Annotated in this window: 17 protein-coding genes; 10 read left to right on the top strand and 7 right to left on the bottom strand. The window is 57.8% G+C overall.

Features of this window, described 5'->3' with window-relative positions; genetic code table 11:
- Positions 1-2: 2 nt before the first annotated feature.
- Entirely contained in the window at positions 3-2,420 is a 2,418-nt protein-coding gene (locus GXY47_00860) for a hypothetical protein (GenBank protein ID NLV29677.1), read from the bottom strand.
- A 675-nt stretch (positions 2,421-3,095) separates the two neighbouring features.
- Between GXY47_00860 and GXY47_00855 the strand changes: the two genes are divergently transcribed.
- The 5 genes from GXY47_00855 to GXY47_00835 all read left to right on the top strand — a co-directional run bounded on the left by GXY47_00855 (position 3,096) and on the right by GXY47_00835 (position 9,948).
- Positions 3,096-3,887 (top strand): hypothetical protein, encoded by a 792-nt coding sequence (locus tag GXY47_00855; GenBank protein NLV29676.1) that lies wholly within the window; start codon positions 3,096-3,098, stop codon positions 3,885-3,887.
- Positions 3,888-4,360: 473 nt separating this feature from the next.
- Positions 4,361-4,912 carry a hypothetical protein gene (locus GXY47_00850; protein ID NLV29675.1) on the top strand — a complete coding sequence of 184 codons (552 nt, stop codon included), beginning with the start codon at positions 4,361-4,363 and terminating at the stop codon, positions 4,910-4,912.
- Between the two features lie 39 nt (positions 4,913-4,951).
- Entirely contained in the window at positions 4,952-5,899 is a 948-nt protein-coding gene (locus tag GXY47_00845; GenBank protein ID NLV29674.1) for a hypothetical protein, read from the top strand.
- A 516-nt stretch (positions 5,900-6,415) separates the two neighbouring features.
- The gene (locus GXY47_00840) at positions 6,416-8,791 is read left to right on the top strand and encodes an RHS repeat protein (GenBank protein NLV29673.1); all 2,376 of its coding nucleotides are present in this window, start codon (positions 6,416-6,418) and stop codon (positions 8,789-8,791) included.
- The gene (locus tag GXY47_00835) at positions 8,791-9,948 is read left to right on the top strand and encodes a hypothetical protein (protein NLV29672.1); all 1,158 of its coding nucleotides are present in this window, start codon (positions 8,791-8,793) and stop codon (positions 9,946-9,948) included. The genes GXY47_00840 and GXY47_00835 overlap by 1 nt, the downstream gene beginning before the upstream one ends.
- Before the next feature lie 276 nt (positions 9,949-10,224).
- On the opposite strand, the gene GXY47_00830 is transcribed toward GXY47_00835, so the two are convergent.
- The 3 genes from GXY47_00830 to GXY47_00820 form a co-directional block, all read right to left on the bottom strand.
- On the bottom strand, positions 10,225-10,626 hold the full coding sequence (locus GXY47_00830) for a type II toxin-antitoxin system VapC family toxin (GenBank protein ID NLV29671.1): 402 nt from the start codon (positions 10,624-10,626) through the stop codon (positions 10,225-10,227).
- Positions 10,610-10,858 (bottom strand): AbrB/MazE/SpoVT family DNA-binding domain-containing protein, encoded by a 249-nt coding sequence (locus tag GXY47_00825; protein NLV29670.1) that lies wholly within the window; start codon positions 10,856-10,858, stop codon positions 10,610-10,612. Before GXY47_00825 ends, GXY47_00830 begins: the two co-directional genes overlap by 17 nt.
- A 220-nt stretch (positions 10,859-11,078) precedes the next feature.
- Positions 11,079-12,164 (bottom strand): transposase family protein, encoded by a 1,086-nt coding sequence (locus GXY47_00820; protein ID NLV29669.1) that lies wholly within the window; start codon positions 12,162-12,164, stop codon positions 11,079-11,081.
- A gap of 307 nt (positions 12,165-12,471) precedes the next feature.
- Here GXY47_00820 and GXY47_00815 point away from each other — a divergent pair, with 307 nt between their 5' ends.
- Genes GXY47_00815 through GXY47_00805 form a run of 3 tightly spaced genes read left to right on the top strand, consistent with a single transcriptional unit; the run spans position 12,472 to position 15,496 of the window.
- Positions 12,472-14,016 carry an IS21 family transposase gene (locus GXY47_00815; GenBank protein ID NLV29668.1) on the top strand — a complete coding sequence of 515 codons (1,545 nt, stop codon included), beginning with the start codon at positions 12,472-12,474 and terminating at the stop codon, positions 14,014-14,016.
- Positions 14,013-14,771, top strand: coding sequence for an ATP-binding protein (locus GXY47_00810; GenBank protein NLV29667.1), 759 nt, complete (start codon positions 14,013-14,015; stop codon positions 14,769-14,771). Before GXY47_00815 ends, GXY47_00810 begins: the two co-directional genes overlap by 4 nt.
- A complete protein-coding gene (locus GXY47_00805; protein NLV29666.1) occupies positions 14,768-15,496 on the top strand; it encodes a hypothetical protein in 729 nt (242 codons plus the stop codon). Before GXY47_00810 ends, GXY47_00805 begins: the two co-directional genes overlap by 4 nt.
- 177 nt (positions 15,497-15,673) lie before the next feature.
- Here GXY47_00805 and GXY47_00800 read toward each other — a convergent pair whose 3' ends face one another.
- The 3 genes from GXY47_00800 to GXY47_00790 are packed head-to-tail and all read right to left on the bottom strand — an operon-like array spanning position 15,674 to position 17,871.
- Entirely contained in the window at positions 15,674-16,168 is a 495-nt protein-coding gene (locus tag GXY47_00800; protein NLV29665.1) for a hypothetical protein, read from the bottom strand.
- A gap of 16 nt (positions 16,169-16,184) precedes the next feature.
- The gene (locus tag GXY47_00795) at positions 16,185-16,652 is read right to left on the bottom strand and encodes a hypothetical protein (GenBank protein NLV29664.1); all 468 of its coding nucleotides are present in this window, start codon (positions 16,650-16,652) and stop codon (positions 16,185-16,187) included.
- Entirely contained in the window at positions 16,645-17,871 is a 1,227-nt protein-coding gene (locus tag GXY47_00790; protein ID NLV29663.1) for a transposase, read from the bottom strand. The genes GXY47_00795 and GXY47_00790 overlap by 8 nt, the downstream gene beginning before the upstream one ends.
- 327 nt (positions 17,872-18,198) lie before the next feature.
- Between GXY47_00790 and GXY47_00785 the strand changes: the two genes are divergently transcribed.
- Together GXY47_00785 and GXY47_00780 are read left to right on the top strand one after the other, a co-directional pair.
- A complete protein-coding gene (locus GXY47_00785) occupies positions 18,199-19,548 on the top strand; it encodes a VWA domain-containing protein (GenBank protein ID NLV29662.1) in 1,350 nt (449 codons plus the stop codon).
- 16 nt (positions 19,549-19,564) lie between these two features.
- On the top strand, positions 19,565-20,572 hold the full coding sequence (locus GXY47_00780; GenBank protein ID NLV29661.1) for a TIGR03435 family protein: 1,008 nt from the start codon (positions 19,565-19,567) through the stop codon (positions 20,570-20,572).
- Positions 20,573-20,712 lie beyond the last annotated feature (140 nt).

The raw sequence follows: 20,712 nt of genomic DNA, 5'->3' as shown, positions 1-20,712 counted from the left end.
GGCTATAGGTTGAGCTCGGTGCGCCGGATGATGTCGTCCTGGCTGGCCCGGTAGAGCTCGACGAAATAGGCGGAAAAGCCCGCGATCCGCACCACCAGGTCGCGGTAGTCCTCGGGAACCTCCTGCGCGCGGCGCAGGGTGTCGGCGCCGACGATGTTGAACTGCATCTCCATCCCCCCCAGGGCGAAATAGGTCCGGATCAGGGCGATGAGCTTCCCCTTGCCGCTTTCGCTCGCCAGCGCCGTGGGGTGAAAGCGCATGTTGAGCAGCGTCCCGTTCGAGAACTTCTTCTGGTCGATGACCGACACGGACCGGAGGGTGGCCGTGGGTCCCGAGCGGTCCATCTGCTGCACGGGCGAGATGCCGTCCGAAAGCGGGGTCCCCGCCTTGCGCCCGTCGGGGGAGGCGGCCGTCGACATGCCGAACAGGACGTGGGCGGTGACGGGGAAGAGGCCGGCGGCCCAGCGGCCGCGCGGGCCGGTGGCGGCGTTGACCGCGTCGCCGTAGACATCCGTGGCCCAGCGGGCGAAGCGGTCCGCGTCGGGGTCGTCGTTGCCGTAATGGGGCCCCTCGCCCAGGATCCGCTGGTGCAGCTCCTCGTGCCCTTCCCAGTCGGCCATGACGGCGTCGTACAGCTCCCGGGCGGTGACGCTCCGCTCGTCGTAGACGAGGCGCTTGACCACGGCCAGGCTGTCGGCGATGTTGCCGATGGCGATGGCGGCGTTGCCGGTGGAGTTGTGCCGCGCGCCCCCCTTCATGACGTCCCGGCCCGATTCCATGCAGCCGTCGACGGTGGCCGAAAGGAGCGGGAGCTGCATCTGCTCCGAGGCGACCATCTCCCAGGTGTTGACCAAACTGACGTGCCAGCCGACGAAGTACTCGATCTGCCGTTTGACCGCGTCGAGGACCTCGTCGAACGTCTCCATCTCGTACAGGTACCCGGTCGGCAGCCCCACCCGGCCCCCGCGCCGGCCGTCGGGGCCCGGCATCGGGTTGTGCCCGTCGTTGATGGCGAGCAGGAAGGCGTTCAGCAGGTTGAAGAACGACTCGGTCCCGTTGCCGCCCGGGCACGCCCACTCGTCCCCGCACCCCTGCGGCTCCACGCAGCCGATCAGGCAGTAGTTGCGCGCGCTCTCGATGGGGAGCCCGCGCGCCATGAGGGCGGGAATGATGACGTCGTCGTTCTCGAACGTCGGCACCCCCCCGGCGATGCGCGTCGTCTCGATGGCGGCGTCCCAGAGTTCCGGCGGCGTCCCCTTGTGGATCCGGAGCGACTGCGGCGGGTCGTGAAGCAGGAGCCGGCCCGAGGACTGCAGCATCATGTAGGTCACGGGGTTGGTCGCGTCCCGGCCGTCCGGGGTGACCCCTCCGAGCGTCATCAGCTGCCCGCTGGTGTAGCCGGGGCCCGAGAGGGTCGCGAAGTATGGCCAGATTTTGTTCATTTCCGCGACTTTAAGATAAAAAAGATCAAGTAATTCTTGAGCTTTTGCGGCCGTGATCCGGCCCTCGGCGAGGTCGGCCTGGTAAAAAGGCCCGAGGTACTGGTCCACCCGCCCGAAACTGATGCCGTGCTGCTGGGCGTCGAGGCAGAGTCCGACCTGGTAGAGGAACATGCACTGGATCGCGTCGTGAAAAGACCGGCAGGGGTTGGCCATGATCCAGCCCAAGCTGTCGGCCATCTCCAGAAGCTCGGCCTTCCGCTCCGGGTCGGTTTCGGCCGCCGCCTGGCGCGCGCACTCCGCCGCGTAGCGGCGCGCGAGGGTGATCATCCCGTCCGATACGATCGTGACGGCGCGGTAGAAGTTGTAGCGCTCGGCCCCGGTGCCGTACATCCGCCCCTCGAGCTCGCGCATTTTTTCCTCCGCTTCGGCCCGGATGGAGCCGAAGCCGCGGCGCAGGGCGGTCTCGAAGTTGGCGACGAAATGGCCGGTGGGGGAGGAGCAGGTGCCCGTCGTCCCGAAATAGGTCACGCCGCTGCCGGCCGCGGCGAAGTAGCCGGGGGGGATGTACTCGTCCACCTTGGCGCTCAGGCACTCCTTGCGCCAGTAGTCGCCGGTCTCGAGCAGGTAGCGGGTGTCCTCCTCGGAGATGTCGTAGGGGTCGGTGTCGCGCTTCGGGATGGTGCCGGCGCCGAGTTCGTCGAGAAACCAGCCGAAGGAGATCTCCGGGTAGAGGGCGCAGGCGCGGTAGCGCGTGGCCTGCCAGCCGACGATCACCTCGCCGGGGTTGACGAGCACCGGGAGCTTCTCGCAGATGTTGCGGAAATTCCTGGCCCGTTTAAGGATCCCCTGCAGCTGCGGGTGCTCGCGGTAGAAATCGGTGACGATCCGGTAGCGGGCGGTGCAGATGCTCGGTTTCGCCGTGCGGTACTTCTCCCGGATGGCGGCGACGCGGTCGGTGACGGGGCTCAACACATACATGCGATTCCTCCCGGGGCCCAAGGGCCCGAAAGATCATTCTACCGGGAATCGCCCCCGCCCGACAATGGATTAACCGCCGACCTGCATATGTAGTCCGCTACTGAGCCCGGGCTGCATATGCGGATCCGGTCTAAGTCCGCCCCCTCCGCTCACCGAACACATCGTGACCCGGCACCCCGATGAGGCTTTCCGGAAACGGGCAGCTGCGAATCCATTTGTTTAATAGTTGATTCTTGCGCGGCACGGAATTAAAATGCATTCACTCAGTTGTGTTTCTTCTCCATCTGGCTGAGGAAAAAACCATGTTTGAACAAAAAAGAGGTTTGATTGTCAGCTTTATGCTTCTAGCAGCGGTCTTGCTGCCGGGCAGTCCATTGATGTCGCAAAGTTGCCCAATGAATCCGCATGGGGCATGCAACAGCGGGCAAGTCATGTGGTTTGCTTCATGCGACTGCGATCCGCATGGCTGCGAAGAGATCGGGCCGCCGTATTATGTGTGCTGGGTAGCTCCGTGCTGGAGTGCCAGCTTGCTGTGTTCGGAAGTCAACACCCTCAGCGGTTGTGGACCTGGCAATATGGGCTACATATGGTGCCCCTGTCCATGGTGGCTGTGCGGACTGTAGCATTGCCTCATCTTCTGGTCGCAGTGTTGTTTCCAGCAAAGGGGAGGAAACCATGAATCAGCTCAGAAAACGGATCGGACTGTATACGGGATTTGCGCTGGCTTTATGTGTCCTGGTTGTTTTTGCGCTCAACTCCACGGTAAGGGGGCAGGAACCCAGTTTGCCCTTTACGGCTCTCTACAATGAAACATCCACAGATCCGACCACGGGACACACGGCGCAAAAGCAAAATCTTTACTGGGCCCTCAGAAGCGACGGAGCGATATCCACGGGGTGGCTCGACGAGCGACATGGGCAACGCAACATACGAGACATCCGAGGGATGCGCGACGTTACGCTGTCGGATTTTCACAAGCTCAAGACTACGGTCGATTTTTCCAACCTTGGGATCGCCATTCCTTCACGATCGAAGCTGTCGGACTGCCGCCCCGATGCCACGGTTTCCTTCCTGGGGACCGGGAGGGTCGAAGGGTACGACACCTTCCGATACCAGCGCATAACGCCGCTGGGTGACGGCAGGGTGGAGGCCACCGAGTGGTATGCTCCCGGCCTCGGCTGCTGGTGCATTCAAGCGGAGGGGCGAAGATACGATTCCGAAGGAACCCTCACCGGGCTGTTCGTAAAGAAAACGACCCGCGTCCTTCCAGGGGATCCGGACGGCTCCTTTTTTGATGTTCCTGACGAATATGCCGAAACCACGCCGTCGGACCGTGAGAAAACAGTACTCCTGCAATCGGTCAAGGATCGCGAGGGCTCATCGGGATCTGCCGACTTCCGGATCTCCCCTGCGGTTCAATCCCTGCTAGAGTCGCAGGATGATGTCTACAACGCCATGAAGAAATAGGAATCGCATCCGGGACGTTGAGGGACGCGGTACAAACGCTAGGAAGCATAGGGATATTACAGGAAGCATCTGCTGCCGTTTTCGGAAATCAGCGCTCGCGCATCAACAGATTTCGCCGGACTCCAGGTCGATCTTGAACAGGTTCCATAGTTCGCTCAAGGCATGCACCGTAGCCGGACGAAGCCTCTATCCCCATCATACCTGTGCTGACGGTGTGGATGGCGCCGTTTTATAATCCCCGCAGGCGAATCTCGGGGTGGAACCAACAGCGGAAGGGGAGGAGCGGACCAATCAGCAGGTTGAAGGTTCGATTCCTTCACGGCTCACCAGAACCCCCAGCCATCTCAAGCAGAACCCTCACCGGAGAATTCCTCCGGGCCCCTGAATTCAGAATCCTTCGCTCAAACCACCCCTGGCCTCATTAGATACATAGCCGGAAGGTCCGGCAGGGTCACCGCCGGGAGGGCAGGCCTATGGGTTGTCCGGCCGCTGTGCTCGAAGCCTGGCGTTGCTGTGCCGTGCGCGAGTCGGCCGAGGCCTATCTCCCGCGCCGGCCGGAGAAAACCGTGCTCCATGAAACGGTCGCCGGGCACCTGGCAACCTTCCTGGCCCGGCAGCGCGAGCGCAGCCGGCCGGTACCCCGCTTCGTCGAGCGCGAACTGCGCAAGTTCCTCGAGTGCGGTGCGGCGGCCGGGGGATTTCTGCGCATGCACTGCGACGGTTGCGGGATCGACCGGATCGTGCCCTATTCCTGCAAATGCCGCGGCTTCTGCCCCTCCTGCTGCGGCCGGCGCATGGCGGATACGGCCGCGCACCTCGCGGACCGGGTTTTTCCCGAGGAACCGGTCCGGCGACGGGTGCTGTCCGTTCCCTATCCCTTGCGTTACCGCCTCGCCTATGACGCTTCGCTGGTGACTGCCGTCGCCAGGATCTTCCAGCGGACTGTATTCGCCTCCATCCGCCGCCGGGCGGGGATGCGGTCTCGGAACCGCCGCGCCCGCTCGGGCGCCGTCCTCTTCATCTAGCGCTTCAGCGATGCGCTCAATCTCGACCCCCATTTCCACATGCTTGCCCTGGACGGCATCTACCTGGAAAACGGCGAAGAGGTTCCCGTCTTCCGTCGCGTTTTGGCGCCCGATGACAGGGAAGTGGCGCGCGTGGCGCGGCGCGTCCGGCAGCGGGTCGGGAGACTTCTGAAGGCCCGGGGACTGGATTCAGAAGCCGATGCGTACGGTGTGGACCAGCTGTGGGACGAGCAGCCTCTGCTGGCCGAACTGTACAGCGCCTCGGTTTCGGGGCGGGTGGCCACGGGACCGCGTGCCGGAAGAGGCGTCATCATGCTGGGAGCGCAGCCGGGTGAAGGGGTCGAGCCCGTCAAAGCCGGTTGCGCGGCCTCCGGCGGGTTCAGTGTTCATGCCGGCGTCGCTGCTCCCGCCCATGACCGCAAACGTTTGGAGCAACTGGCACGCTACGCCGCGCGTCCCCCGATCGCCACCGGGAGGCTGTCGCGCCTGGAGGACGGCCGGCTGCTCTACCGCCTCAAGAGGCGCTGGAGCGACGGGACGAGCCACGTCGTCTATCATCCGCTGGAACTGATGCAACGCCTGGCGGCCCTGGTGCCGCCGCCGCGCTACAACATCATCAGTTATTACGGGGTGCTGGCTCCCCGGTCCGCCTTCCGCCCGAGGATTGTCCCGCGGTCGAAACCGGAATCGGATGAATCCCCGGACGGCTCTCAGGGCAGCCTCAGGGCTTCCGCGGAGAGCCAGGCAAGTCCGGAAGCCGAAAACAGGGGGCAGGGAAAAAAGAGAAATTATTCCTGGGCTCAACTGATGGCACGGGTCTTCGAACTGGACGTCTTCTGCTGCCCCCGCTGCGGGGGTAGAATGCGGATCATGGCCGCCATCGACTCACCGGAGGCCATCACGAAAATCCTTGCCTGCCTGGGCCTCCCGATCCGCCCGCCACCCGTGGCCCCGGCCGTGCCCGACCCGGAATCGCTGTTTTTTTGACCCGCCCCGGCAGCCAATCCGCCCCTGCAATAAATACCGCCGTGTCAAAAATCCAATATTGATCGCTCCGATCTTCGGTTACAATACCCCCATAGTCAAGATGATACCGCCTGAGTCGACATAAGGAGACTTATCGGAATAGGGGAGGGGGAAGGGAATACCGGCGCCCTGACGAATACGGCAGCTGATCCTTCCTATCCTGCAGACGGGAAACTGGAATCGGTTACACATTATGATCAATTGGGCAGAGCCTACTTAAACCAAACATCGGACGGATCCCCGATAACGGGGAGCAGCGATGGAATAAAGACCGCAGCGATATATTCCTATCCATCGGGCGGGCGCCGGGTATTCAGCACGTCACCATACAGGAACGTGGACAGGAGCGATCCGGGATTCGAGTGGACCTGCACGCAATATGATCTGCTGGGGCGCATAATAGCAACGGCTGCGTTCAAGGGTGCCGCACAACCCACAAGCTGCGAACAGACCACAAATCGCACAGGAATTACCCGCATGGAGTACGACGCCGAATGGACGACGGTGACCGATCCTGCGCTAAAGGCAAGAAAGCAAAGGGTTGACGGCATGGGACGGATGGTCGAGGTCGTGGAGGATCCCGGCGCGCTCAATTATGGCACCACCTACGCCTATGATGTTACGGATAACCTCCTGCAGGTGACGCAGGGGGTCCAAAATCGGTATTATTCCTATAGTACACTGGGCCGATTGCTGCAGGCGAGCAACCCCGAGAGCGGGAATACGAATTACTCCTATATGGAAAGCGGAGATCTGCTGACGAGGACCGATGCGCGCAATATAAGTGCCGCGTATTCCTACGATGCCCTGCAGCGACTCCTGACAAAGGACTATAGTGACAGCACGCCGGATGTAACCTATGAATACCACACTTCCGCTACATCGACTGCTCCCGACATCGGAAACCTGAAGTCCGCCAGTTCGAGCGTGGCATCGGCCTATTACGTTTACAATTCTCTTGGCAATGTTGCGGCCAGCGCCCATGGTATCAGCGGATATGGGGGAGACCTGATATTCAGCTACGACTGGTATCTCAATGGCGCGCTTAGGGGGATGCAGTACCCTTCGGGAAGAGAAGTGAATTATGATGTGGATGACGCGGGAAGGACGAACAAGGTCTATTCTGGCGCATTGAATTATGCGGATATGACGGCTGCGGGAATCAACTATCCCTTTACGGCCGGAGGCCGCGTCGCCCAGATGAAACTTGGCAACAATCTCTGGGAGACGATGGATTACCAGGCGCCCGGGACGACGACGCATTACAGGTTGGGAACGACCCTGGGAAGCGGAAACGTAGTGGAAATCGGTTACAATTTTTGGGCCACGGAGAATAATGGGAATGTGGCCAGCCAGGTGATCAACCGCCCGGGAAGGACCTGGACGCAAAATTACACGTATGACAATCTGAACCGGCTGTTTACGGCGAATGAGAGCGGCAGCTGGAGTCGGGAATACGGGTACGACCGCTACGGAAACCGCTGGGTAGCATCGTCGCAGGGACTGGCATATGCGGATTCACGGGAACCCACCTTGCCGAGTCATTTCAGTAACGCAACAAATCGGCTCACGACCGCCGGAGCGCAGTTTGATGCGGCTGGCAATCAGACGACTTACACTCCCTATGATCTGGCCTATGATGCCGAAAACCGGAACATAGCGGTCACGAGCACGGGGAACGGCAACGGAGCGTTTGCTTACGACGGCGACGGCCAACGGGTAAAGAAGGTCTGGACGCCCTATGGCGGCGCGGCAACGACGACCTATTATGTCTATGACGCGCTGGGTAAATTGGCGGCGGAATACTCCAGTCAGGCGCCGGCAAGCGCTGGAACATCCTATTTGTTTGCGGATATGCTGGGAAGCGTGCGGACGATAACGAATTCGAGCGGAACGGTGGTGGAAAATTACGACTATCTACCATTTGGCCGGATGCTGAGCAGTTCGGACTATAACCGGGCGAATATGAATTTCCCGGCCAATCCTGATGCCTGGATCGATAGCAATGCCCCGCAGAAGTTTACCGGCAAAGAACGGGATGAGACCGGGCTGGATTACTTTCTATTTAGAAATTACTCTGGGGCACAAGGCAGGTTTCTATCCCCGGATCCGGCAAATTTCGGAGCCAGAGTCGCCAATCCGCAGAGCTGGAACGCATATTCATATGTGCTTAATAATCCATTGAGATATGTTGATCCCTTTGGGCTTTCTGAATGGTGTTACCAAGATGGCGCAGCAATGTCATGTGATGCTACCAATACATGGCTGACAGCTGGTGCGGGAGTAGTAATTCCAGCTGATATGCCACTTAGCTTTTATGACGGAAAGAGCTTTAATCTGCTTATCGTAGGTGCGGAAACACCCCTGACATATGCGAGCTTTTCGGCGCTTTCCATGTTGAATGAATGGAATGGAAGGTTTTTGACGAATGAGCAGTTCTATGATATACAACGCGCAAGTAAAACTTATGAGCAACATCTTAATCTTAACGCGCAAGAGCTTGCAAATTTGATGGGATCTTCTGTTGATCAAGCTTTGGGATGGATAAATCAAGGAAGCTATGGCGAAACAGGAAGTCCTTGGCTTGCCGGAGGGAACTGGAACTTTACACTTAATGAAAATGCCCCCGTCCGATTGCGGCAAATGGTGAATGTATCAAAAGATAAGCGGTATCCCGGTTGGAATTCCCTTCATTTGCATAGTGAACCATCTCATCATTTTCACGTGGATACTGCATCAGGAGGGAACCCCTGGTATGGCTCATTGAAAGATATGGGACTATGGCTTATTCATGGAGCAATCGATGTAGGTTTGGGAGAAACAATATTTTCGCCTATGGGATTTCCACGATAATGAGTAGATATATTGTCATCTTGGGCTTTTTTGTATTGGGATATCAAGGCATTTTGTTTGCTATAGATAAACCGGTTTGGTCATTGGATTTAAGTACACTTAATGTCCCTCCAAATTGGATATGGCGTTCGGATATATCGGAGTCGCGATATTCGCGTATAAGTCTGCAATTTTCTGCCGCGGATGAAGTCATAATCAGTTGGTTTCGGCAAAATAGGCAAATCGAACTGGCAACCAAGAGCAGTCCTGAGAAAGCTGGTTCTGACTTTGTTTCACTGTTTATAGACAAGACAGACGGAAAGCTCATAAAGAAATCGGAGTGGCCTGTCTTAGGTGAGTCAGGATATTTAGCCCAAATTGGATATGGTTCACGAATCCAACCTCTTTCATCAGGTGTATATGCGGGAATAATTAATGGCCACCTGCAAGTGTTAGATTCCAACCTAAAAATGCTTAGTGACAGGATCCTTGATCTACCGAAAGGACAATATTGGGCATACGAATTAATTACACCTCGTTCCGGGCCGTTTTTTATATTGAAGCTAGGTTATACCCTCTACAACTCAAGAATAGAGGTCATCGACTCGCGCATTTCAAAGACGGTTGAGCAGGAAGATGTCACGGATCTGGATGTTCAAGATATCTGGGGAGACCATATTCTGGGAATTCAAAAACAAGGACCAGATAATTACATTCTTAAGGAGAAACGTATTGGCGGTCCCTGGGAACCTTTCGGAATCAAGGTGGGGCAATATTCTCAAGTGCAATATACTACTCTAGGCATGGCGGTTACCTATCAGATACCAAATACTTCTGAATTTCGTAGCTATTGGTTTTCGATAAATGGAGGAAAGAGAAGTGAGCCTGTAATTTTGTCGAAACATGAAGGAATCATGAGAGTCATGCCTGCTCGGCAGGCTTCTGTGATTGCAATGGAATATTCGAAATTGAGTGGTCTTAGGTTATTGCTCGATAAAAATCCATTACATTGGATTGTCGTTTATGACTTGGTGACTCAAAAAATCCTTTTAAAAACAAAAGCAGAAGAAGGCATCCTAGGTTGCGCATTATCCTCGGATGGTCGATATCTTGCTGTCCTGACGGAAAAGAAGGTAGAAATGTATGCGGTGCCGGGCAAAGTGGCAGCAGGTGAATAGGGGAAGCAATCCCATTTTTTTACAATACCCCCATAGTCAAGATGATACCGCCTGAGTCGACATAAGGAGACTTATCGGAATAGGGGAGGGGGAAGGGAATACCGGCGCCCTGACGAATACGGCAGCTGATCCTTCCTATCCTTGCGATCTACTTCCACTGCGGAGGTTTCGATCAATATCCGAATCTTGAAAGCACCTTGCCATGATATTGATGAACCACAATATGTAGGGGGTCCTGTTAATCCCCACATTAAAAGGAACGGGAGCGCCTCCTTTCTATTCAGCCCAGTTTTCAACCTTTAATGATTTAATTCTTAGAAATTCTTTGTCATTATTTGTGACTAATACCAAATTCTTACTTAGAGCATGAGCAGCAATAAGCATATCAAGTGGGCCAATTACTTTGCCCTGTGATTCAAGCTCAGTGCGAATCATTCCATAATATTTTGATGCAGCCTCATCATATGGCAAAATTTCAAATGGGGTGAGAAACTCTTCAAGTCGTTGAGCATTCTGTTTTTTAAAATTGCTTTTTGCAACACCATAATTTAATTCGGATACTGTGATAGTCGATATGCCGATTTGTCCAACTTCTGTATTTTTAAATTTTTGAATTACTTTGGAAGGTTTTTGGTTCATTAAATAAATACAGATATTGGTATCAATCAAATAGATCATTTAAACCATCCCTATCCTGTTGAGAATCAGGCTGATTCCTGTCGGTCATAAATGGTTCGTCATATTTTTTTAAATTTTCTTCCCAAACACCCCATACTGATTTATCTTTAGGTATTATTAAAATTCCTTGAGAAACTTTTTTAATATATACTTCCTTACCTTCGAATCGATAAGTCTTGGGCAAACGCACTGCCTGACTTCGCCCGTTAGTAAATAATTTTGCAGTATCCATTTTGTCCTCCAAATCGGTGAGCTATACCATTGAGTATATACCGCCGAATTTGAATGTCAAGGTCTAAAAAGTCCAATAATTGCTTAAAGGTAAACCCCCGGCTATGCGGGGGTTTACCTTTAAATTATTAAAGAGCTTCTCGGTTTCCTTTCAATGTCAAGCCTCTTAGCCCGAGAAAATTCAGTGCGCCCCAACGGCGCAGATCGCTGGTGTGTGCCCTCTACGAAATTGTTGCCGATTTTTGATGCAAAATCGGTAGAGTAATTAGCCTCCACCTGAACTCCAGGATTCCCTGGGCCACGAGGGCCCGTGATATGGCGCGGCGGCTCATGGATGCGCGCATCGATCGGCCGAGATCGGCACCGATCGCATAGCCACGCTCAACCCGAACCTCCTCGCGAAAAGCTTCCACTCGTTCTCGGAACTGCTGCCTTTCGTCCGCTGAAATCAGAAGACGAAGGTTCCAGCGCTCATTTGGTGTAGGTGCATGAAAGCCGCCGGGCCGGCTGGTCTCATTGGACCTGAGGCGCGCCGCCTCCACGTCATCGCATGTCCATTCACCCGGGCGGTCGTGCCGGGCGGATTCGTGATGCGCCCGGGTCTTCAGGGAGCCGATGCCGGCCTCGCACGCTCCATTATAGGACGGAATGCGCGGCGGCGATAGCAAATGATCTACTTCTTGTTGCTTCAAAAAATCCTCCATCTCCTCAGCGATAAAGGCGCTGCCGTTGTCCGATTTGATCACCAGCGGAACGCCGTATTGCCGGAACAGGGCCCTGAGGGCCAGTATGGTTGTCGGAGCGTCGGCCCTTTCAACGGGCAGCGATAATAACTGCTTGCCGCTGGTGAGATCGCGCACCACCAGGATCCAGGGATAGATGCCATCCACCGGAACCGGGGGTTCGGCATAATCCATCGCCCAGACCGCGCCCACGCGCTTCCAGCGCAGCGCATGGATCAGCGCCCGGCTCCTTTTCCAATGGCTGTTGCGGTACAAGTGTTGCATATACTCCAGTTCCCGCCGCGCCACTTCCGGGAAGAGCTCCTGCAACACCGCCAGCCCGACTCCGGGACCCATCAGGTCGAAAATGGCGTCGACGGTCTCGCGCGTTTCCCGGTCGGCCGTGTGCACCGGCCGGCCTCGGGGTTCGGTTTCCAGGTGGACCGCTTTCCAGTTCTCCTCCCAGTTGCCCACGGTACTGACCGATAGTCCTACATAGTGCGCTGCCTGAGGGCGGCCGACCCGCTGCAGATGCATCCAACGGACGAAGGCGACGGTTTCCCAACGCACGCTCTTCTCCAGCATCCGCCGCGATTGTTGGGCGGCAAAACCACGGACTATCCGGTCCTCAGTCTCTTCGGTGCGTATTCCGGACCATGTTGGCCGTCGATTCCGGAGTCAAGTTGGCCACTGATTCCGCGCTGAAGTTGGCCACCCATTCCGGTGGGAAGTTGGCCATTTTGGAGGTCACTCCGGAATGGATGGCCAACATCGCACCGGAATAGACGGCCAACATCCCGGAATGCTTTGAAAAGCGTAAGCGGCGCTGGACAACCGCTGGTAGGGTACTTCCCAAAGGAGGAAGAATCCGATGCCAGCACGGAGATTGTCCATGCGCAAGATACGAGAAGTCTTACGTTTAAAGTTCGGTTTGGGTTTAAAAGACCGGGCGATCGCCCGCAGCTGTTCCATTCCCCGAAGTAGTGTCGCCAATTACGTTTACAGGGCAAGCCAGGCCGGATTGAACGCGTGGCCCCTGGTCCCCGACCTGGACGACGAGGCACTGGAAAAGCTCCTGTTTCCGCCCGGGATCGTTAAAGTGGCCCCCCCAAAATCGGTCACTCCGGATTTTGCCTGGATGCACGAGGAGCTCCGCCGCCACAAGCATGTGACCCTGCAGTTGCTTTGGGACGAATACAAACAAGCGCATCCTGACGGTTATCAGTACAGCCAGTTTTGTGAGCTTTACCGGCGCTGGGCCCGCAAGATCGATGTTGTCCTGCGCCAGGAGCACCACGCCGGCGAAAAGATGTTCGTGGACCATGCCGGGCCGACCGTACCTATTGTCGATCAGGATACCGGCCAGATTCGGAACGCCTCCATCTTCGTTTCTGTGCTGGGCGCCAGCAACTATACGTACGCCGAGGCAACCTGGAAGCGCGATCTGTTCTCCTGGATCGGTTCGCATACCCGCACCGCGGAGTTTTACGGGGGTGTAGCGACCATCACCGTTCCCGACAACTGGAAAACGGGCATCAAGGATGCCTGCTACTACGATCCCGAGCTTAATCCCACCTATGCCGACTGGGCGGCTCATTATGGCACCGTGGTCATTCCGGCCCGGGTTCGCAAACCACGGGACAAGGCGAAAGTGGAAGCGGGGGTTCTGATTGTGGAGCGATGGATCCTGGCGGCGCTGCGTCACCACACGTTCTTTTCCCTCAGCGAGCTGAATGCGGCCATCCGCGAGTTGCTCGTCCGCCTGAACAACCGCAGGTTTCGCAAACTGGACACCACGCGCGCCAAGCTGTTTGAGACGCTCGAAAAGCCGATGCTCAAGCCCCTGCCGCCGGAACCGTTCCGCTTTGTCCGATATAAGAACGTCCGAGTAAACATGGACTATCACGTCGATATCGATGGTCACTATTACAGCGTTCCTTACCAATATGTTCGCGAAGAGCTCGAAGCCCGCATCCTGGAGACCAGCATTGAGATTGTCCGTAAAGGACGTCGCATCGCTACACATGTTCGCAGCAATGTTGTCGGAAAGCACAGCACCTTGGCCGAACACCGTCCTCCGAAGCATCAGGACCTGGAGTGGACGATGGAGCGCTTTGTGGAAAAGGGGCGGGCCGTCGGACCGTCGACCGCAGTCCTGATCGAACGTATCCTTCAATCCCGGAGACATCCCGAACTCGGTTATAGATCCTGCCTGGGAGTGCTTCGCCTCGGCAGCCGCTACACGAACGAGCGCCTCGAAGCTGCCTGTCACCGTGCCGTTGCCATGAACGCTTGTTCCTACCGCAGCATAAAATCCATGCTCGCAACCGGGTTTGATCGCCAACCGCTGGAAGAGCCCGACATTCCCCCAGCCCATCAGGAGACCCACGCCAATGTCCGCGGCGCGACCTACTACGGGAAGGAGGTTGAAGCCTGATGCGAGAACAAACATTCGAAAAGCTCTACAGTTTGAAACTGCACGGCCTGGCGCAAGCGCTTGAGGAGCAGATCCGGAATCCCGAAGCATCTTCACTCAGCTTTGAAGACCGCCTCGCCGTGCTGGTGGACGCGCAGTGGCTCTGGCGCGAAAACCGTGCCGTGGCTTCGCGGCTCCGCAAGGCCCGGCTGAAGATGCCGGCATGCATGGAAGATATCAATTACCGGCATCAGCGACAGCTGGATAAGTCGCTGATGCGCAGCCTGGCCTCGTGCGATTGGGTGAAGCAGCATCACAACATCACCATTAGCGGCGCCTCCGGTCTCGGCAAGACCTACCTGTGTTGTGCGCTGCTGGAGCAGGCCTGTCGCAAAGGGTACACGGCCTATTATGCTTCGGCTCCCAAGTTTTTCCGGCAGCTGGCCATCGGCTATGCTGATGGCAGCTTTGATCGTCTTCTGTCCAAGTTGGCGCGAATCGATGTTCTGGGCCTGGATGACTGGGGTCTTACGCCGCTGAGTGAAATGGAACGACGCCACTTCCTGGAGGTCATGGATGATCGGGGTGGGTCCCGCTCTACCGTGCTGACCAGCCAGTTTCCGGTGGAGAACTGGCATAACCTGATTGGCAGCCCCACGCTGGCGGATGCGGTCATGGAGCGGATCCTTTCCAACAGTTACAGACTTACGCTCTCCGGCGATACCATGCGGCCGGTCAAGAAGGCCCTGCAGGCTTCTGGGAAGGAGGGTGTATGAGCTCTGAGACTCTTATCCTGAAGAATCCTCGAGGTTGGTTTGCGGCCGGAGCCGAAGTGCAGAAGGCACTGGATCTGCTCAGCGATGGAGCCTTCCGGCTCTTTATTTACCTCTGCCTGAACGCGCGACGAGACACCGGAGTGCTTGAAGGTAGCCTCACGCAACTGGCAAAAAGCGTCAATAGAGCACAGCACACCGTGCGGCTCTATCTTCGTGAGATGCAAACGGCCGGTATCTGCCGGTTCCGTTTTGGCAAAAGCCCTCTGGGCAACGGGGCGATTGAAGTTGAGGAAGACTTTTGGCCTTATCAAAGACATACACAGGAGGCGGCGACCAACGATTTTGCCGAGTTTATGTCGAAAATCAGAAAGATGCTGCAGGATCGCGCCTGCGTTAAACCGACGGCTTCCGCGGCAGACGAGATTCTTGCGCGCGATTGGTTTGATCGTGGGATAGGCCTCGAATGTATTGAGTGGGCGATTCTGATCGGATGCGTCCGTAAATACGTTTCCTGGCGCAATAACGAAACACGCACCATGATCGTCAGCCTGAAGTACTTCGCGCCGGTTCTTGAAGAAGTCCAGACGATGAAGCCCGATTCGGAATATTGCGCCTACCTGCGCTACCGGCTCATGCGCATGGAAAACGAGTGGAAGCATCAACGCAATCAGTCCTCTTCGAAACCAAAAGAAGATGCCGGCGTTTCTGGCATGGAGTTGTCTTGAGAAATCCCGAACCGGGGATGCCCTGCAACATAGTAGATGTTCTACTATGTTGCAGGCCTTTTATGAAGAAAGGGAATGATGTTGCCCGTGCCGCCTGGGTTTTGATTGACGGAAGTTGGCCATGTAGGTGAATATTAAAACAACCCAGCGTCGCTTCGCTCCGGGGGGTGGCCAACATCACCGGAATGGGTGGCCAACTTCGCCGGAATCCGCACTTCGGTTTTCACCGCGCAGATCCTCCCGATCAACCTTGCGTGCCGCCGCTCCCGCCGTCGGATGGCTCTTGCTTGTCCTGTTTTTTTTAGGCGCCTCCGGGACCTTCACCAGGTGCGGCATCAACAACGCTATCTCCTCCCGGATCTGAGACGCACGGAGCTCGATCCGAAGCTGCCGGTTCTCTTCCTGCACCTCCGCAAGCCGCTCATCTCTCTCGCCTCTGTCCGCCGCAGGTCTCCCCGCGGGCGATGGTTCCAGACTCGCCACCGCACCCGCCATCATCCGGTGCCGCAGTTTGTGAAACTGAGCCTCTCCTATCCCCAGCTCTTCGCAGGCCTCGGAGATCTTCTTCGACCCCGCAAGCGTTTCCAGCATGACCTTCAGCCGCCGACGCGCCTGTCCCGATCCTTCCACTTCACCGACAAGATCGATTCCCGATGGAGGTCTTCCTCTCATGGCCCCTCCTCCATGACTATGACTGGTTTACAGCCGTACTCTCCTGGGGCTCCGCCGCTTCCGTTTTGCGCAGCGCCTCCGCCATCTTCAGCGCCCGGACTACGGGCCGCCGTTTTCTTTTCTTTCTGGCTTTCGCCACAGGAACCTGGATGCCGGCCGTGCGCTGCGAAGCGCGCAGCAGCGCCTGCTTGCGCGCGCACTCCCGCTCGAGGCGCGTGACCTGCTTTTTCAGTTCCAGCACTTCCTTCTCGGCCCGAACCCCGCGCCTTCCGGTCCGCGGTTCACAGGCCGCCACCAGCCCGTTCATGGCCCGCGTCTCCAGCGCGTAATAACGCGGCAACGTGACTCCGAGCGCCGCAGCTCCATCCCCCGGGGTCCATTCCCCCGCAAGCACCTCGAGAATCGCCGCCGCCCATCGCCGGGCAAGGGCGCTTCCCCCGTCCAACCGCGGACCCACGCCTTTCTTTTTTCTAGTTTCATTCATGGCGACCTCCCGTCAGCTCATCCAGCACCGACTCTCCCGGGGCCTGCGGTTCCTCGTTCCCGTCACCGCCCGGCATTACTCCCTGCGGGCATATCGGGTCCGGCATGCCCACAGGCTCCGCCGTTCTCTCCCGCGGTCCCACCAGTTCGATTTCACGACGCTCTCCTTCCTCCCGCGTCAAAATCACCCGCTCGCCTTCCGCATGCACGCTGAAGCTCCGTCCCGCCACCTGTCCGGTCAGGTAGAACGGATCCTTGGGAATCCCGTTCCGGGCCAGCGCCAGCGCGTTGGCTGCCACCCTTTCTTTCAGTACCTTCAGTACTTCCGGCGCCGCTTGAAAGAACCGGTCCGCCGGGACCAGGCCATCGATCCCCTGATGCGGCCGCTGAAAGTTGTAGTGATCGATGAAGTGCCCGATGCGCCGCCGCGCGTCCTCGAGGTCCAGAAAGACCGCCGTGCCCACGCATTCGCGCCACAGTGTCCCCCAGAACCGTTCGATCTTTCCCAGCGTCTGCGGTCGCCGAGGCGTCGCCACGATCTGCCGTATCCCGCGCGCTTCGCACTCCCGGGCAAACGCGCTCTTTCCCCGCCAGGTCACGTATTGAGTCCCATTATCCGTCAACAGCTCCGCCGGTGCCTGATAATTTGCGATCGCCGCCCGCAGCACCTCGATCACCAGCGCCGCCGAGGCTGTCGCATGCAGCCCGTAACCCACCATGAAGCGGCTGTAATCGTCCATGAACCCCACCAGGTGCACCCGCCGGTTCTGCCGCTTGAGCACGAACGTAAACAGGTCGGTCTGCCACAACTCGTTGGCCCTGCTCCGCTCAAAGCGCCGGATCCGGTCTGGATGAATGCGCGGCTGCCGTTCCTCCAGTTCATACCCGGCATCGTGCAGAACCCGCGCCACCGACCCCGCGCTTACGCCCAATCCCGGTCCGCGCGCCAATACATCCGTGATCCGCTGGCAGCCCCAGTCGGGATTGTCCTCTTTCAACATCAGGATCGAGCGCCGCGTCACCTCCGGCACCCGGCTCCCGCGCCGCGAGCCGCGCGGCTTGTCCGCGAGCCCCGCCGGTCCTTCATCCTCAAAACGTCGCTTCCAGGCATACAACGAATGCTTCGTCAGCCCTACAAGCGGCGCAAAATCGCCGGCCGGCAACTGGCTCCGCCGCCACGTGTCCAGCAGGAGCAGCCGCTGCGCCCCCGTCAGGACCACCCGCGGGTGGTCCTCCTTTTTCGTCAGTCGCCGCCTCTTGGGAGGGCATGACTGCAGCGGAAGCCTCGGCATCGAAACCTCGTCCGATTCCCTGATCCCTCCCCGGTCAGGTTCGCACTCTTCCTCATCACCCACCCATTGGTTGCTCCCCTCTTCTACTTCCGGTTTTCCTCCTCCCTCACAATCCTCCACTGATCTCTCTGAAGGGACGGACTCCGTCCCTTCAGAGAGATCACAGGCTTCCTTATCCCATCTCTCTTCGTCCATCTCCCCTCCTTTTGCAGGTCGCCCTGCTCACTTCGGAGGAGCCATTTTCTCTACTGATTTATCGCTGAAAATCGTCAGGAATTTCGGGGAGGATTACACCAGGCGCAACTGCGCGCGACGATCAACGCCGCAATCCGTGCGGGGGTCTCTTTCTGGCCGATCGACGCGCGCGGGCTGACGGCCCAGGCCCCCTTGGGCGATGCCACCCGGAGTTCTCCCGGCGGCGCGGGGATGTATACCGGCGCCATCGCCATGGGGATGATGACGAGTTTTCAGCGCTCGCAGGACACGATGTGGTCGCTCGCCGCCGACACCGGAGGAAAAGCGCTCCTCGACTACAACGACCTGACGCGCGGCATCCGGCAGGCCCAGGAGGCGGTCTCCAGCTATTACATCCTCGGCTACTACACCACGAACCAGAATCTCGACGGCAAATTCCGGCGCATCAAGGTCTCGCTGAACAACGAACTGGCCGGGAAGCTGGATTACCGGCAGGGCTATTACGCCCGCAAGGAATTCGGGAAATTCAACGACGCGGAAAAGGAGCGCCAGCTGGAAGAGGCGCTGATGCTGGAAGACCCGGTCACCGACCTCACGATCGCCATGGAACTGGATTACTTCCAGCTGAACCGCGCCGAGTATTACGTGCCGCTGGTGGTCAAAATCCCCGGCAGCGAGCTGGTGCTGGCCAAGCGCGGCGGGCACGAACGTACGCGGCTCGATTTCATCGGGGAAATCAAAGACGAATACGGAATCACGGTGACAAACGTCCGCGACAAGGTAGACATCAGGCTGAGCGACGCGACAGCCGCGGAGCTCGCCGGGCGGCCGATCCAGTACGACACCGGGTTCACCCTGCTGCCGGGCAAGTACAGGCTGAAGTTCCTCGCGCGGGATGCGGAGACCGGCCGCATCGGGACATACGAAATGCCTTTTGTGATCCCGAACCTGAACAAAGAAGAGAAACGGATCCCGATCAGTTCCGTGGTCCTGAGCAGCCAGAGGGTGGATCTGCGCGACGCCCTGTATGACGCTTCCAAAGACAAGGGGAAGACGGCATCCGTAAACCCGCTGGTGCAGGAAGGCCAGAAGCTGATCCCCAGTGTCACCCGAGTTTTCAGCAAGGGCCGCGACATGTACGTGTATCTGCAGGCCTATCAGCAGGGGGTCGAAAGCGCGCGGCCGCTGGTCGCCTTCGTCAGCTTCTACCGCGGGCAGGTGAAGGCATTCGAAACGCCGCCGCTCATGGTGACCGAGGCGCTGGACAACCGCCTCCGGACCATGCCGCTGAAATTCAGTCTTTCTTTGCAAAACCTGTTGCCCGGCCAATACAATTGCCAGGTCACGATTACCGATCCAACGGGGCAGAAGGCAGCCTTCTGGCAGGCGCCTGTGGTGCTGATCCCCTGAAGTCAGGAGCAGTCATATGAAAATCTTCAGCATTGCGTGTGCGTGCAGCCTTCTTGTGTGCCTGACCGCGGGGCTGTTTGCCCAGGCGCCGGCCAAACTCGAGTTCGAGGTTGCATCGGTGAAACCCTCGCCTCCCCTTTCGAGCCTGATCGAGCAGGCCCGAACCGGGAAGATCGACCTCGGGGCGATGCGGATGGACGGAGCCCGCATGGACGTCAAATTCGTCTCTTTGAAGGCCCTGGTCGGGATGGCGTACAAGATGAAGCCCCACCAGATCACCGGCCCGGAGTGGATGGATTCGCAACTGTTCGAGATCCAGGCCAAGCTTCCGGAGGGGAGCAACGAAGAACAGATCCCGGAGATGCTGCAGTCGCTTCTCCAGGAGCGATTCAAGCTCGCCTCTCACGCTGAAACCAGGGAACAGCCGGTCTATGCGCTGATCGTGCAGAAAGACGGGCCGAAGCTGGAGCAAGTCGCAGAGGAGGAACCCAGGACCGCCGCCGGCAATCCGCCGGAGGGCGGGGAAGACGCCGACAAAGCGATGTCGTTTTCCACGCCGGAAGGGGGAGTAAAGATCAAACCGGAACAGGGCAGCATGACTGTCGACGCCGGCGCAGCCGGTAAAATGCGCATGACCATGGGCCAGGACGGATCGATGCGCATGGAATTGTCGAAAATGAAGATGCCGGAATTTGCCGAACTGCTGTCGCAGTTCACCGACCGCCAGGTCGTCGACAAAACCGAATTAAACGGTGCCTACAAAATTGATTTGGAGCTCCCGCTGCAGGAACTGATGGCGCTTGCGAAGAAGATGATGCCGGAACTGGGAGGACTGGTCGGCGGCGGAGCCGTCCCCGGCCAGGCCGCTCCCGGGAGCGGTCTGGCCGGAGTCGCCGCGTCGGACCCGTCGGGCGCGGGCATGTTCCGCGCGGTGCAAAAGCTCGGCCTGAAGCTCGATCCGCGCAACATGCCCACCGAGACGCTGATCATCGATCACATTGAGAAGGAGCCGACCGAGGACTAACCCAAATTATTCGTGAAGAGATAAAACAAAAAGCCCCTTCGTGCGTATAACTACTTGAGACCAATCAAGTTGCATACCACAAAAGAGGCTTTTTGATGACTCAATCTACCACACAGCCTGTACTTTTCGGAACACATTTT

It is taken from the genome of Acidobacteriota bacterium (assembly GCA_012729555.1).
Lineage (GTDB): Bacteria > Acidobacteriota > UBA6911 > UBA6911 > UBA6911 > UBA6911.
This window is presented reverse-complemented; position numbering and strand designations above follow the sequence as displayed.

Bases quoted from the DNA above. Each gene is read 5' to 3' on its own strand.
- GXY47_00860 (NLV29677.1), bottom strand. From the start codon at position 2,420: ATGTATGTGTTGAGCCCCGTCACCGACCGCGTCGCCGCCATCCGGGAG.
- GXY47_00855 (NLV29676.1), top strand. From the start codon at position 3,096: ATGAATCAGCTCAGAAAACGGATCGGACTGTATACGGGATTTGCGCTG.
- GXY47_00850 (NLV29675.1), top strand. From the start codon at position 4,361: ATGGGTTGTCCGGCCGCTGTGCTCGAAGCCTGGCGTTGCTGTGCCGTG.
- GXY47_00845 (NLV29674.1), top strand. From the start codon at position 4,952: ATGCTTGCCCTGGACGGCATCTACCTGGAAAACGGCGAAGAGGTTCCC.
- GXY47_00840 (NLV29673.1), top strand. From the start codon at position 6,416: ATGGAGTACGACGCCGAATGGACGACGGTGACCGATCCTGCGCTAAAG.
- GXY47_00835 (NLV29672.1), top strand. From the start codon at position 8,791: ATGAGTAGATATATTGTCATCTTGGGCTTTTTTGTATTGGGATATCAA.
- GXY47_00830 (NLV29671.1), bottom strand. From the start codon at position 10,626: ATGATCTATTTGATTGATACCAATATCTGTATTTATTTAATGAACCAA.
- GXY47_00825 (NLV29670.1), bottom strand. From the start codon at position 10,858: ATGGATACTGCAAAATTATTTACTAACGGGCGAAGTCAGGCAGTGCGT.
- GXY47_00820 (NLV29669.1), bottom strand. From the start codon at position 12,164: ATGCTGGAGAAGAGCGTGCGTTGGGAAACCGTCGCCTTCGTCCGTTGG.
- GXY47_00815 (NLV29668.1), top strand. From the start codon at position 12,472: ATGCGCAAGATACGAGAAGTCTTACGTTTAAAGTTCGGTTTGGGTTTA.
- GXY47_00805 (NLV29666.1), top strand. From the start codon at position 14,768: ATGAGCTCTGAGACTCTTATCCTGAAGAATCCTCGAGGTTGGTTTGCG.
- GXY47_00800 (NLV29665.1), bottom strand. From the start codon at position 16,168: ATGAGAGGAAGACCTCCATCGGGAATCGATCTTGTCGGTGAAGTGGAA.
- GXY47_00795 (NLV29664.1), bottom strand. From the start codon at position 16,652: ATGAATGAAACTAGAAAAAAGAAAGGCGTGGGTCCGCGGTTGGACGGG.
- GXY47_00780 (NLV29661.1), top strand. From the start codon at position 19,565: ATGAAAATCTTCAGCATTGCGTGTGCGTGCAGCCTTCTTGTGTGCCTG.